The 13518-nt window shown below is 56.9% G+C and carries 10 protein-coding genes and 1 tRNA gene; 9 read left to right on the top strand and 2 right to left on the bottom strand.

The window, feature by feature from the left end; genetic code table 11:
- The first annotated feature begins 278 nt into the window (after nucleotides 1–278).
- From J0I79_RS23815 to J0I79_RS23800, 5 genes are all read left to right on the top strand, one after another.
- Nucleotides 279–2018 (top strand): ABC transporter ATP-binding protein, encoded by a 1740-nt coding sequence (locus J0I79_RS23815; RefSeq protein ID WP_292864880.1) that lies wholly within the window; start codon nucleotides 279–281, stop codon nucleotides 2016–2018.
- Nucleotides 2011–2826 (top strand): glycosyltransferase domain-containing protein, encoded by an 816-nt coding sequence (locus J0I79_RS35160; RefSeq protein WP_366015089.1) that lies wholly within the window; start codon nucleotides 2011–2013, stop codon nucleotides 2824–2826. The genes J0I79_RS23815 and J0I79_RS35160 overlap by 8 nt, the downstream gene beginning before the upstream one ends.
- A gap of 16 nt (nucleotides 2827–2842) precedes the next feature.
- On the top strand, nucleotides 2843–3460 hold the full coding sequence (locus J0I79_RS23810) for a methyltransferase domain-containing protein (protein WP_292864877.1): 618 nt from the start codon (nucleotides 2843–2845) through the stop codon (nucleotides 3458–3460).
- 25 nt (nucleotides 3461–3485) lie between these two features.
- Nucleotides 3486–4544, top strand: coding sequence for a glycosyltransferase family 4 protein (locus tag J0I79_RS23805; RefSeq protein WP_292864874.1), 1059 nt, complete (start codon nucleotides 3486–3488; stop codon nucleotides 4542–4544).
- Between the two features lie 66 nt (nucleotides 4545–4610).
- The gene (locus J0I79_RS23800; RefSeq protein WP_292864871.1) at nucleotides 4611–5672 is read left to right on the top strand and encodes an EpsG family protein; all 1062 of its coding nucleotides are present in this window, start codon (nucleotides 4611–4613) and stop codon (nucleotides 5670–5672) included.
- A gap of 123 nt (nucleotides 5673–5795) precedes the next feature.
- Here J0I79_RS23800 and ppdK read toward each other — a convergent pair whose 3' ends face one another.
- Nucleotides 5796–8474, bottom strand: a complete 2679-nt coding sequence (ppdK, locus tag J0I79_RS23795; RefSeq protein WP_292864868.1) for a pyruvate, phosphate dikinase — start codon at nucleotides 8472–8474, stop codon at nucleotides 5796–5798.
- Nucleotides 8475–8701: 227 nt separating this feature from the next.
- Here ppdK and J0I79_RS23790 point away from each other — a divergent pair, with 227 nt between their 5' ends.
- The 3 genes from J0I79_RS23790 to J0I79_RS23780 all read left to right on the top strand — a co-directional run bounded on the left by J0I79_RS23790 (nucleotide 8702) and on the right by J0I79_RS23780 (nucleotide 10263).
- Nucleotides 8702–9046 (top strand): VOC family protein, encoded by a 345-nt coding sequence (locus J0I79_RS23790; protein WP_292864865.1) that lies wholly within the window; start codon nucleotides 8702–8704, stop codon nucleotides 9044–9046.
- A 116-nt stretch (nucleotides 9047–9162) separates the two neighbouring features.
- Nucleotides 9163–9237: transfer RNA gene (locus J0I79_RS23785), tRNA-Gln, on the top strand.
- A 153-nt stretch (nucleotides 9238–9390) separates the two neighbouring features.
- The gene (locus J0I79_RS23780) at nucleotides 9391–10263 is read left to right on the top strand and encodes a phytanoyl-CoA dioxygenase family protein (RefSeq protein ID WP_292864862.1); all 873 of its coding nucleotides are present in this window, start codon (nucleotides 9391–9393) and stop codon (nucleotides 10261–10263) included.
- An 89-nt stretch (nucleotides 10264–10352) separates the two neighbouring features.
- On the opposite strand, the gene J0I79_RS23775 is transcribed toward J0I79_RS23780, so the two are convergent.
- The gene (locus J0I79_RS23775) at nucleotides 10353–11252 is read right to left on the bottom strand and encodes a LysR family transcriptional regulator (RefSeq protein WP_292864859.1); all 900 of its coding nucleotides are present in this window, start codon (nucleotides 11250–11252) and stop codon (nucleotides 10353–10355) included.
- A 125-nt stretch (nucleotides 11253–11377) separates the two neighbouring features.
- Here J0I79_RS23775 and J0I79_RS23770 point away from each other — a divergent pair, with 125 nt between their 5' ends.
- Nucleotides 11378–13015 carry an ABC transporter substrate-binding protein gene (locus J0I79_RS23770; RefSeq protein ID WP_292864856.1) on the top strand — a complete coding sequence of 546 codons (1638 nt, stop codon included), beginning with the start codon at nucleotides 11378–11380 and terminating at the stop codon, nucleotides 13013–13015.
- Nucleotides 13016–13518: the final 503 nt, after the last annotated feature.

Genomic DNA, 13518 nt, shown 5'->3' with positions numbered 1-13518 from the left:
TATGGTCCAGTGTTCGCTTTCCTAGCATGACATGCTGCCCTCTATGCGGCAATTATACCGAGTATGGGCGGCACAGGCATAAATCAACGCCTGCTGACCCGCTCGGGGGCGGCAGACTCGAGACGCAATATTTGAGCGGGGCAAAGGCTGAAAGTGCAGGATGTCAGAAGGGACTATCTGGTCTCACTTCGAACGTTGGTGACCGAGGGCGTCGGGTGGTTCGCCGTGTGGCGCCTAGCACATTACGATGAAGGGTCTCTCACGTGAGAGACCCTTCCATGTTTTCGTCGCTCTCCGAATTGTTCATGCACGTGTCGCCGCATCGTCGCCGTCAAATTGGTCCGGTGCTGGGCCTCATGTTCGCCGGTGCTATTGCGGAGGTTGTCTCACTAGGGGCCATTCTGCCATTTCTGTCGGTTGTGACCAGCCCGCATGAGGCGGTTGCGAGTTCAAGGCTACGTCCACTGCTGGATTTCTTTAGCTTGGATACGCCGCTTAGAATCATAGTCGCGGCAACTATCGGGTTTGCGATATCAGCGGTTGTCGCTGCGGTAGTTCGCCTAAGACTTGTTTGGGTTAGCCAGAAATTTATCTATGGCGTAGCTGAAGAGTTAAGCATTTCTATATACCACAAGACGCTATGTCAGCCTTACTCGCACCATACAGAAAGCAACTCCAGCGATACATTTGCGGCAATAAATAAGGCTCAATTGATCACCACGCAATTGCTGGTGCCGCAGATGCAGGCGCTTATTGCCATAGTGATCTCTTTATTCATATTAGGCGGATTAATTTTTATCGATACCACTGTTGCAATTGGATCTGGACTTGGGTTTGCCGCAATCTATCTCGCGGTTATGCGCTTCACACGAAAGAAAATGAGGCTAAACGGAGCGATTATAGCACAAGCGCAAGCTGAGCGCGTACAGGCGGCAAGCGAAGGCCTAGGCGGAATACGCGACATTCTGCTAGATAGGTCACAGCCAGTTTTCGTCACCCGCTTCGCCGCAATCGAGGGGGCTTTGCGAAATGCACAGGCATCGAACAACTTTGTTGGCCAGGCGCCTCGCTTTATCGTCGAGGGTCTAGGCTTAGTTCTGATTGCCGCTTTGGCTCTGATGCTAAGCCTACGAGAAGGCGGCCTAGTGGGCGCGGTCCCTGTTCTTGGCGTACTGGCTTTGGGCGCTCAGCGTCTTCTGCCGCTGTTGCAGCAGATTTTTACCGGCTGGGCAACAATGATGAACAACGGCCGAATGCTCCAGGACATCCTGGATATTTTGCGGCTGCCGGATTCCAAGCATGTCTCCGAGTTCGAAGGGGGCGCACTGCACTTTGAGCGGGCAATTGCCCTAGAAAATGTCAGCTTCTCGTATCCTGCCGGTGGAGTTATGGCTATCAAAGACGTCAGCTTGACTCTGCCTAAGGGCGCGCGTGTCGGCTTCATTGGCAAGACAGGCAGCGGCAAGTCGACCTTGATGGATTTGATACTGGGCCTACTAACACCAACAAATGGTCGAATCATGATTGATGATACGGCTTTGACAGACATGAACCGTGCGGCATGGCAAGCAAGGATCGCGCACGTGCCACAGGCTATTTATTTGTCAGACGCAACGATCTCAGAGAACATTGCGTTCGGAGTGCCGCTCTCACAAATCAATATCGAAAGAGTCCGCGAGGCAGCAAAGAAAGCCGATCTGTCTGAAGTGATCGACACCCTGCCGCAGGGCTACAACACTTTTGTCGGCGAGCGTGGAATTCGGCTTTCAGGAGGGCAACGTCAGCGAATCGGCATTGCCCGGGCACTCTACAAGCAAGCGGACGTCCTGATTTTTGACGAAGCAACTAGCGCTTTGGACAACGATACAGAAAATTCCGTTATGAATGCGATTGAGGAACTGGATAGAAGTTTTACCATGCTAATTATCGCTCACAGAACATCTACAGTTGAGAATTGCGACTTTTCTGTACGCCTAAATTCCGGCCAGCTAGAACTTCATACAAAACCCAATGAATAACCTAGAAGAATACTTACAATATGCGAAATCCTTATCTGTCGATTGCGATGGGGATATCGTATACACTGTCTTGATAGGAAATTGCGATCGATTGAAACAACCAAGTGTCATAGATAAGAATTTTTTCTATTTCTGCATAACGGACAGCGAAGAGCACGACTTTGGAATTTGGTCTCCTATCGTTATTGATAGAAATTATAGAGATTCGCGAAGAACATCGAGGATATTTAAAACCATGCCGCATCTCCTATTTGGGAATGCTGCGATTACCATATATGTTGACGCTTCGATCAGAATTTCTGGAGATATGTCGGACTTTTCGAAAAAGCAGCTCGGACCTCGCGGCATCTCACTATTCAGGCACCCAAGCAGAGATTGCATTTATCAGGAGGCTGCGGCGTGCATCTCTAGAGGTAAGGATGTCCCCGCAGTCATTGAATCTCAGATCGCGCGATATAGGCAGCTTGGTTACCCTGAAAAGAACGGTTTGATTGCGGGCAGTATAATCCTCCGCCATGGACGAAACCCACTGGCAGAACGGTTGGGTCGCTTGTGGATGGAAGAGATCGGCAGTTCCAGCCTTCGAGATCAAATAAGTTTTAACTACGTCTCTTGGACTAACGGAATAGATTTCGATTTCATAGACCTAGATATACAAGATAATAAATACTTTGAATTGCTCCCGCATAGCAATTTATCTAGCAGTAAAAAACTTTCAATACTCTACATTCTCTCGATGGGACGCTATCTTATGTCGGTATCAAAGCTACGACTAAGCAGGTTGGTCAAGAGGATAGCTCTGCGATGAGGGAGGGAGGGGTCTGATGATCAAGGACAAGCGGTCTTTGCTCGCAAACATATCCGACAAGGCGGACACCTACCTGGAGCTTGGCTGCGGCAACCGCAAGAGGCACCCCGAGGCTATTGGCATCGACGCATTGGACTTTCCTGACGTGGATGTCGTCGGCGACGTTTTTGACGTGATAAAATGCATCAGCGATCAAAGTGTATCTGGAATATATTCATACCACTTCTTTGAGCATATAAGCGATTTTGAAGCTCTTTTTTCAGAGACAATGCGCGTACTGTCTCCTGGTGGAAAATTAAAAATCGTTGTTCCTCATTTTTCTAACCCTTTCTATTATTCCGATGTGACTCACAAAACGACTTTTGGCTTGTACACTATGTCATATTTCTGCGACGACAATATATTTAAGAGAGCTGTCCCGAGATATATGAGAGATTTTAGTTCAGAATTGAATTCAGTTGATCTTATTTTCAAGTCCCATCCACCAAGGTACATAAGGCACTTTTTTAAGAAGGCATTTGGTTTCATTGTCAATGTAAATTCATTTACAAAAGAAACTTACGAGGAGAATTTTACATGGATGTTCCCTTGTTACGAAATAAAGTTCGTAATATCGAAAAAGTTAAATATTTAGACTTTTGTCTATCTTGGAATCTCTTATGAAAATTATGGCCCTATCTCGTTATGGAACACTTGCAGCAAGCAGCAGACTACGAACGTACCAGTACGTAGATAAATTCTCTGCATTCGATATAGAATTTTACGTTGAGCCATTGTTTGATAACAATTACGTTACGACAATTTATGCAAACGATGCTAGGCGATGGATAATATTTAGTTCATTTTTTAGACGAGTTAAAGCTCTCCTTTCTGCAAGAAAATTTGACGCGATCTGGATAGAAAAAGAGATGCTGCCTTGGCTACCTGCCTTCGTTGAGCTCTCCTTGTTTCCATCTGGGTTGCCGATGATTGTTGACCTGGATGACGCCGTCTTCCATCGATACGATGGGCATAGATCGCATGCCGTGCGGGCGATTCTAGGTAGGAAGCTTGATCGATTGATGCGACGAGCTGATTTGGTGGTCGCGGGGAACGACTATCTTGCAGAGCGCGCACGAGAGGCTGGCGCCTCCCGTGTTGAAACTGTTCCGACCGTCGTTGATTTGAAGCGGTATATGATTGGGCCAAAGCTAGATTCTAAGGACATCACCATAGGGTGGATCGGTTCGCCTAGCACCGCGCATTACCTTGACATAATCAAACCTGTTTTAGATGAACTGTCGCTTAAAATTCCTCTTCGAGCGATCGCTATTGGGGCGCGGCAGGATCAACTCTCTGGCAGTATTTTTGTCGCTCGCCCTTGGACAGAGGATACCGAGGTACAAGAGATTGCTCAGTTTGATATCGGCGTTATGCCATTGCTCGACAATCCTTGGGAGCGCGGCAAATGCGGATACAAGATCATTCAATATATGGCCTCAGGCGTGCCTGTTGTCGCGTCACCGGTGGGGGTCAATAAGAAAATAGTGAGGGAAGCCAACGGCTTTCTTGCGTCGTCCAAAAGCGATTGGCTATTGGCGCTAAGACAGCTCGTCACCGACCGTCGACTGAGACTATCCATGGGGAGTTTCGGACGGGCAGATGTTGAGCGGAGATACACTTTGGACGTACAGGCCCCGCGATTGGCATCATTCATTAAAGCTGTTGTTCAGAAATGACCTGCTGAAGCAGAAGATGCCTCTATGTCCTTCCAGGAGAATTGGCACGTATATAGGTAAATGATAATGGTGCCTTATTGGCTACTATTTGGGATTTCTGCTTTTGCAAGTTTTTTCGAAACGCCGCATTATCGCCTGCGTTTCGTAAACGTACGGTTTGTCTTAGTATTGATGTTAATTGCGATCACTCTCGTGGTTGGCCTGCGCTATGAAGTCGGTGGTGACTGGAAGTCTTACATACGATACTTTTTTAGAGCCAGCTATTCTGATTTTTCGGAAATCCCAAGCCTGGGTGATCCAGGCTATATGCTGGTTAATTGGATTGCTGCCCGGCTTGGAGGTGGCATTTGGCTCGTAAATCTTGTGTGCGCGACGCTGTTTTCGTGGGGGTTACTTTCTTTCGCTGCCGCCCAACCTCGGCCCTGGCTAGCCCTCGTGATAGCAACGCCTTATCTGATCGTCGTGGTGGCAATGGGATATACCCGCCAAGGGGTTGCGATTGGCATGGCTATGCAGGGGCTTGTCGCTCTCGGCACATATAGATCCAACATGAGATTTGTAATTTGGATTTTGTTGGCGGCTACTTTCCATAAGAGCGCTGTCTTGCTCATCCCGATTGCGGCATTGACGGAGAACCGTGGACGATTCTGGACGATCTGTTGGGTTGGTGCTGCAACGGTCTTAGCCTATTTTGCGTTGCTGGAAAGTAGCGTCGACAAGTTGATGCGAGGGTATATAAACAGAGAGTATGATTCAGGCGGGGCCAACGTTCGTGTGGCAATGAACGTGCTCCCCGCGTTTATTGCCTTATACTATAAGAAATTTCCCTTTCGACTGAGAGAAAGACCGCTTTGGAAAGGCATGTCTGTCATCGCATTAGCCTTGATTCCAATTCTGATGTATTCACCGTCGTCCACTGCGATTGACCGTATCGGCCTCTACCTAATACCTTTGCAGTTGGTGGTATTGTCTCGTCTTCCCGACTTCGTTTCGCGCAGAGATGACGTTTCTCGCTTGGTAGCGGTCTTTGTGATCGTATATTCGGCTGCAATAATGTTTACTTGGCTAAATTATTCCTCATATGCGGTGCTATGGGTGCCGTATAGAATGTATTTTATACAAGGTTGAAACAAGCCGCGAGAGCCTGGCATTCACCCTCGTCTGCCTCAGGACGACTGCCTGCCTCCATCGAGCGCGAAACCGCCACGGCCGCATTCGCGCGGCGCAGGTAGTTTGCCTTGCCGGAAGGTGTCAGCCGCGGCCTGTCCTTGCCACCTGCACCGCGGCCTGCGCGGCTGCCAGCCTGGCGATCGGGACGCGGTAGGGCGAGCAGGAGACATAATCCAGGCCGACCTCCTCGCAGAAACGGATCGAGGCCGGATCGCCGCCATGTTCTCCGCAAATGCCGAGCTTGAGGGCAGGCCGCGTCGCCCTGCCCTTCTCCGCCGCCATGCGCACCAGTTCGCCGACGCCGTCGACATCCAGCGAGACGAACGGATCCTGCTCGATGATGCCCTTCTGACGGTAGGTCTCCAGGAACGAGGCGGCATCGTCGCGCGAAATGCCGAAGGTTGTCTGGGTCAAGTCGTTGGTGCCGAAGGAGAAGAACTCGGCGGACTGGGCGATGACATGGGCACGAATGGCCGCGCGGGGAAGCTCGATCATGGTTCCAGTCAGGTACTCGATCTTGACGCCGCTCTCGTCCATGACGCTCCTGGCGGCCGCATCGATGCGCGCCTTGACGTAGTCGAGCTCCTTCACGAGACCGACCAGCGGCACCATGATCTCGGGCACCACCAGCGCGCCGGCTTTCTTGCCGGCCTCGACGGCTGCCTCGAAAATGGCGCGCGCCTGCATCTCGGCGATCTCGGGATAGGAGACGGCCAGCCGGCAGCCGCGATGGCCGAGCATCGGGTTGAATTCATGCAGGGCTTCGGTGCGTTGGCGGAGCTTGTCCGGCGACACGTTCATGGCCGTCGCGACCTCGGCGAGTTCAGCCTCGGTCTTGGGCAGGAATTCATGCAGCGGCGGATCGAGCAGGCGGATCGTCACCGGCAGACCGGCCATGATCTCGAACAGTTCGAGGAAATCTGAACGCTGCATGGGCAGAAGCTTCGCGAGGGCGGTGCGGCGGTCCTTCTCGGTGTCGGCCAGGATCATCTCGCGCATGGCGACGATGCGCGCGCCGTCGAAGAACATGTGCTCGGTGCGGCAAAGCCCGATGCCTTCGGCGCCGAAGGAGCGCGCCATGCGGGCATCGAGCGGAGTTTCGGCATTGGTGCGCACCTTCATGCGGCGCACCGCGTCCGCCCATTCCATGATGGCGGCGAAATCGCCTGACAGCTCGGGCTGCAGCATGGCAACCGCGCCTTTCAGCACCTGGCCATTGCCGCCGTCGATGGTGATGATGTCACCCTTGCGGAACGTCTGGCCCATCGAGAGCAGCGTGCCGGCCCTGTAGTCGACGCGCAGCGAGCCGGCGCCTGAAACGCAGGGCTTGCCCATGCCGCGCGCCACGACGGCCGCATGGCTGGTCATGCCGCCGCGCGTGGTCAGGATGCCCTCGGCGGCGTGCATGCCGTGGATGTCCTCCGGGCTGGTCTCGATGCGCACCAGGATCGCCTTGCGGCCTTGCGCCTTGAGGTCTTCGGCATCGGCGGAGGAAAAGACGATCTCGCCGGTTGCGGCCCCCGGCGACGCCGGCAGGCCGACGCCGATGACGTCGCGCGCCGCCTTCGGATCGATGGTCGGATGCAGCAACTGATCGAGCGAGGCCGGGTCGATGCGGGCGACCGCCTCTTCCTTCGAAATCAGGCCATCCCTGGCCATCTCGACTGCGATCCTCAGCGCTGCCTTGGCGGTGCGCTTGCCGGACCGTGTCTGCAGCATCCACAATTTGCCGCGTTCGATGGTGAATTCGAGATCCTGCATGTCGCGGTAGTGCTTTTCCAGGCTGTCGGAAATGGTGACGAAGGACTGGAAGGCGTCCGGCATCAGCTTCTGCAGCGACGGCTTGTCGGAGCCGGCGGCGATGCGGGCCGCCTCGGTGATGTTCTGCGGCGTGCGGATGCCGGCGACGACATCCTCGCCCTGCGCGTTGACCAGGAACTCGCCATAGAGCTGCTTTTCGCCGGTCGAGGGATTGCGGGTGAAGGCGACGCCGGTGGCCGACGTCTCGCCCATGTTGCCGAACACCATGGCCTGGACGTTGACCGCCGTGCCCCAGCTTTCGGGGATGTCGTGCAGGCGCCGGTAGGTGATAGCGCGGTTGTTCATCCAGCTGGAGAACACCGCGCCGATGGCGCCCCACAGTTGCTCATGCGGGTTTTGCGGGAACGGCTTGCCCAGTTCCTCCTCGACCTTGGCCTTGTAGAGCGCGATCACGCCCTGCCATTCCTCAGCCGTCAGTTCGGTGTCGAGTTCGTGGCCGAGGCTGGCCTTCTGGTCTTCCAGGATTTCCTCGAACACCTCGTGGTCGAGGCCCATGACCACATCGGAATACATCTGGATGAAGCGGCGGTAGCTGTCATAGGCAAAGCGCGCATCGCCGGAATCGCCTGCAAGCGCCTCGACCGTCTCGTCGTTGAGGCCGAGATTGAGAACGGTATCCATCATGCCCGGCATCGAGGCGCGGGCCCCGGAGCGCACCGAGACCAGCAGCAGCTTCGAGGGGTCGCCGAAACGGCGTCCGGTCAGCCGGCCGATATGGTCGAGCGCGGTGGCGACGTCGGTCTCCAGCCCGGCCGGATAGGTCCGGCCGTTGGCGTAATAGGCATTGCAGACCTCGGTGGTGATGGTGAAGCCCGGCGGCACCGGCAAGCCAAGGCTGCACATCTCGGCCAGATTGGCGCCCTTGCCGCCCAACAGATTCTTGTCGCCGGCACGGCCTTCCGCCGCACCATCGCCAAAGGTGAAAACCCATTTGGTCATGCTTAGCTCTCCGATTGCAGGAGATTGGAAAGATTGGCGAAAGGGAAAGTTCCGCCCGTGTCCGACATCGGAGCGATAGGATGCTGCAGTGCGAAAGGCAAGCGTCCGGCAAAGCCCTCCCGTCGCTACAATCGATTAACAAAAAGCCAGGCCGTGCGATGCGGCAAAAAGACTTGCCACCTCACAACCATAGGTATAGAACATAAAGGGAACAAATAGGTGCTGCCATGAGACTGTCCGGAAGGCTCGACTATCTGGAAATGCCGGCGACCGGCGGAACGCTGGACCGTTTGAAGGCCTTCTACAGCGCCGCGTTCGCATGGTCTTTCACCGACTATGGGCCGACCTATTCGGCCTTCGCGGAAGGGCTGGACGGCGGTTTTCAGGCGGACGCCGCCGAAGCACCGGCCAAGCCGTTGCCCGTGATCTACAGCAGGCAGTTGGAGGAAACGCTGCGTGCGGTGGAAAGTGCCGGCGGGACAATCGTCAAGCCGATCTTTGCATTTCCGGGCGGCCGGCGTTTTCATTTCATCGACCCGGCCGGCAACGAACTGGCGGTCTGGAGCCAATAGGCTTCACGAGGATCGGCAGCGCCCATACCGACTGGTGCTCCCGCACGTGCTCATAAGCATTGTGCTTTTCGGCTGCTCTGCTAAGAACGCGCCGCACAAGCGACTCTGACGGCTATTGGGGCGTCGCCAAGCGGTAAGGCATCGGTTTTTGGTACCGACATTCCCAGGTTCGAATCCTGGCGCCCCAGCCACGCCATTTCTTGTCCGACGCGTTGCCTAGATCCCTGAATTCTGCCTCCACTTTCCCGATTACCGGGAAAGTCGATGTCACAATCCGCGGCTTATCGCGCGCGATCCCTCCGCTACGATCCCTGACAGATCATCAGACAGGGGTTGCCACGGACATGTTGACGGACAAGCAGGCGCGCGAGGCGGTGGAACAGTACCGCGAGGAAGGGTATGCGGTCGTCCGGCAATTCGTCGACGGCGACGAGATGATCCGGCTGAAGACGGAAACGGATGCCGTCTATGCCGAAGGGCTGAAGCACCACGCCACCTACCGGAACGGCAACCTCAACTTCCAGATCCTGCCCGAGCAGGATTTCGGCCAGCGCTATGTGCTGCAGGCCTACTGGTTTTCCTGGATCAATTCCTATTTCGAGGAATTCCGGCGCAGCCCGAACTACCTCAAGCTGCTCGAAGGCCTGATCGGCCGTGACATCAAGCAGATTGCGCAGCAGCTGCACTGGAAGCCCCCGGGCGCCAATGTCACCGGCTACCGCTTCCATCAGGATCTGCGCTTCCGCAACCAGGCCGCTTTCGACAATGTCGCCGATGCAACGGTGACGACGGGCCTCGCCGTCGACCGGGCAACGCTGGACAATGGCTGCCTCCAGGTGGTGCCCGGCAGCCACAAGCTCGGCTATCTCGGCCTGTCCGACGAGGGCAAGGGTGAGCTGATGAAGGGGCTGACCGCTGAAGAGGAATTGCGCAAGGTCGGTATTGACCCAGCAAGCATCGTGCCGCTCGTTCTGGAACCGGGCGACCTTGCAATGTGGGGGCTGCTGACCGTGCATGGCTCCTCGCCGAACCTGTCGCAACATGACCGCGCCTTTGCCCTGTCGAGCTATGTGCGGGCCGATTCGACGCAGCGCGGAGAATGGGCATTCAGGGACGGTGTCTCGGTGCCGCTCGGCAAGACGCCGGCGCTATGCAAATACGAGAAGCTCTTCGAGGAGCCGGGGCCGATGTACGACACCACCGCCTGGTGGAAATGATACCGCAGGGTTTGCCGTTAGGGGCAAAGGGGGCCTGGCGTTCGCGCCGGGCTCCCACCGGCGTTGGCAAGCAATGTTGCCGTCCACTTTCAGGCGGTGAAGTCGGCCGAGAGTTCACGGATCAGGAAATCGACGAAGGCGCGAACCTTTGCCGCTATATAGGTCCGGTGCGGATAAAGCGCGTAGATCGGGCTGGAGCCTGGGCGGAACTCGTCGAGTCGCACCTCCAGCCTTCCATCGGCGATCGCGGCATCGACCAGAAGGCTCGGCAGGTTGCCGATGCCGAAGCCGGCGATCGTCATCTGGTAGGCAGCCTCGACGCTGTTGGTGGAGATGCGCCCGCCGATCGGCGCGTCGAACGGCCCGTGGGGTCCGATGAACGGCCATGTGCCCAATCGCTTGGCGAAATTGCTCAGGACGCAGGAATGGCTCGCCAGTTGGTCCGGATGGGTCGGGCGGCCGTGCTTGTCCCAATAATCCGGCGTGGCGCAGACATAGTTGCGGACCTCGCCGAGGCGGCGTGCGATCAGGGCCGAATCCGCCTGGCCGCCGAAGCGGATGGCGACATCGTAGCCTTCTTCGACGATACCGACGACATAGCGCGCCGTGAGATCGAACTCGATCGAGGTGAGCGGGTTCTCGTCGAGGAATTTCGGCACCAGCTTGGTGATGCGGGTGTGGCCAAGCACGTTGGAGCACGAAACCCGGATCAGCCCGCGCGTCTGCCTGTGCAGGCCGCGGGTCGACTCCTGCAGTTCCGAAATGTCGTCCAGAAGGCTGCGGGCTCGCGGAGCGTAATCGCGTCCCGCCTCGGTAAGGCTGAGGCGCCGGGTGGTGCGGTTGATGAGCCGTACGCCAAGGTCGTCCTCCAATTCCTTGATCGTTCGGCTGACCGCCGTCGTCGACATGTTGAGGTCGCGCGCCGCAGCCGAAAGGCTGCCGAGCAGACAGACCCGGTCAAACACCCGCATGGCGGTCAAAAGATTCATGTCGGCTTCCCCTCGCCGCTTCGGCTCGGGCGGCCACGGCTTTCCACAAAAGACAGCGCCCGCCGCACAAGCGGCAAGGGCATTGCATCGAATTTCGACGTAAAATCAACAATGGGAGAAACGACATGAGATCCAAGCCTCTTCATCCCGCGATCGATAGATTCGCGCGTGACGCGAAAGGCGGCGCGCTCAGCCGCCGCGAATTCCTGGCGCTGGCCAGCGCCTTCGGCGCCAGCACGGCGGTCGCCTATGGCCTCATCGGCCAGCCGGTCCCCGCACTGGCTGAGGAGACGGCTCAGCCCAGGAAAGGCGGCATCGTGCGCGTCGCCATGCAGGTGATGGAACTGGAGGACCCGCGCAGTTTCAAGGTTTCCCAGATGGGCAACATCGCCATGCAGTTCCTGGAACCGCTGGTGCGCTGGAAGCCGGATTTCACCTTCGAACCGGTGCTGCTGCAAAGCTGGGACATCAACGCCGATGCCACGCAATACGTTCTGCATGTGCGCCGCGGCGTCAAATGGTCGAACGGCGACGATTTGACGGCCGCAGACGTCGCCTTCAACATCACGCGCTGGTGCGAAAAGGGCGCCGCCGGCAACTCGATGGCCGGGCGTATGGGCTCGCTGATCGACCCTGAGACCAAGATTGCGCGCAGCGGCGCCATTGAAGTCCGTGACGATCACACCGTGGTGCTGAACCTGTCGCAGCCCGATATCACGATCGTTCCGGCAATGACCGACTACCCGGCATTGATCGTCCATCGCAGCTTCAATCCGAAACAAGCGGCCCTGTCGGCCGAGCCGATCTCGACCGGCCCGTTCGAACTCAAGAAGCTCGATGTCGGTGTGGCCGCTTCGGTACGCAGGCGACCGGAGGGTTCCTGGTGGGGTGGCGAGGTGTTCCTGGACGGCATCGACTGGATCGACTACGGCACCGACTCCGCCGCCACGGTCTCGGCGTTCGAATCCGGCGAGATCGACCTCAACGGCCAGACCCAGTCCTACGATGTCGCCATGCTCGACGGGCTCGGCCTGAAGAAGAGCGAGATCGTCACCGCCGCGACGATCGTCTCGCGCTGCAACGTCAACGCCAAGCCTTATGACGACAAGCGCGTGCGCAACGCCATTCAGCTTGCGGTGGACAATGAGGCGGTGCTGCAACTCGGCGCCAACGGGATGGGCATGGTGGCGCAGAACGACCACGTCGGGCCGATGCATCCCGAGCATGCCGACCTGCCGCCGATCAAGCGTGACCCCGTCCGGGCCAAGGCGTTGCTGGAAGAGGCCGGCCAGCTCGATTTCGAATTCGACCTGATCTCGGTCGAGGCCGACTACCGCAAGGAGAGTTCCGACGTCGTCGCTCAGCAGATGCGCGATGCCGGCTTCAAGGTGAAGCGCACGGTCATCCCGGAATCGGCATTCTGGAACGATTGGACGAAATATCCTTTCGCCACGACCAACTGGAATGCCCGCCCCCTCGGCATCCAGACCTATGCACTTGCCTATCAGAGCGGCTCGGCCTGGAACGAGACCGGCTTTGCCGACCCGGAATTCGATGCCAGGGTGCACAAGGCCAACGCGATTGCCGATGCGGATCAGCGGCGCGCCGTGATGAAGGAATTGCAAGTGATGCTGCAGGATTCGGGCATCATCGTCCAACCCTACTGGCGCAAGCTGTTCTGCCATATGAAACCCGCCCTGATGGGCTACCAGATGCACCAGGCCTATGAGCAGGATTTCACCAAGGCCTGGCTCGCCGCCTGATTGCGGGAAATTTGCCGATGGGGGTGGTGTGTTCTTGAGCGCCACCCCTGCCGTTGCCTTATCGGGCGGCTCGTTGCGGAGCGGCGAATTCGACAGTAATCGAAGGGCAGCCGGTGCTTCGCTTCGGACACAACGCGCAGACGCGCCCGCACACCCCCTGCCCCGACACATTGATGGGCAAGGCCGGCCTTGGCGGCATACCGGTCTGCGCGTCAGCCACATGATAAATCGCGGATTCCAGCTCTGCCATGATCAAGGAGCTCCAGTTCACGGCCAGAGCTTAGCGTTGCCGAAATGAACCGGAACCCGCTTTGCCGGACAACAACCTTCCCGGAATACGGGACAATCCGTGCGCCGCATCGGCAATGGAAGACGGATTTTGCCGGCGAGCCATGGACGAGCGCGTCTCCTTGAAATCCGCTCGTGATCACTGGACCAGCTCGTTGCTTTTCAAACGCGGCTGATGCAATCGTGCCGCCACATTCCCGCGCGCCCCAGGCGCT

It is taken from the genome of Mesorhizobium sp., assembly GCF_017306585.1.
Lineage (GTDB): Bacteria > Pseudomonadota > Alphaproteobacteria > Rhizobiales > Rhizobiaceae > Mesorhizobium.
The sequence above is the reverse complement of the archived record's forward strand: the minus strand, read 5'-3'. Positions and strand labels throughout refer to the sequence as shown.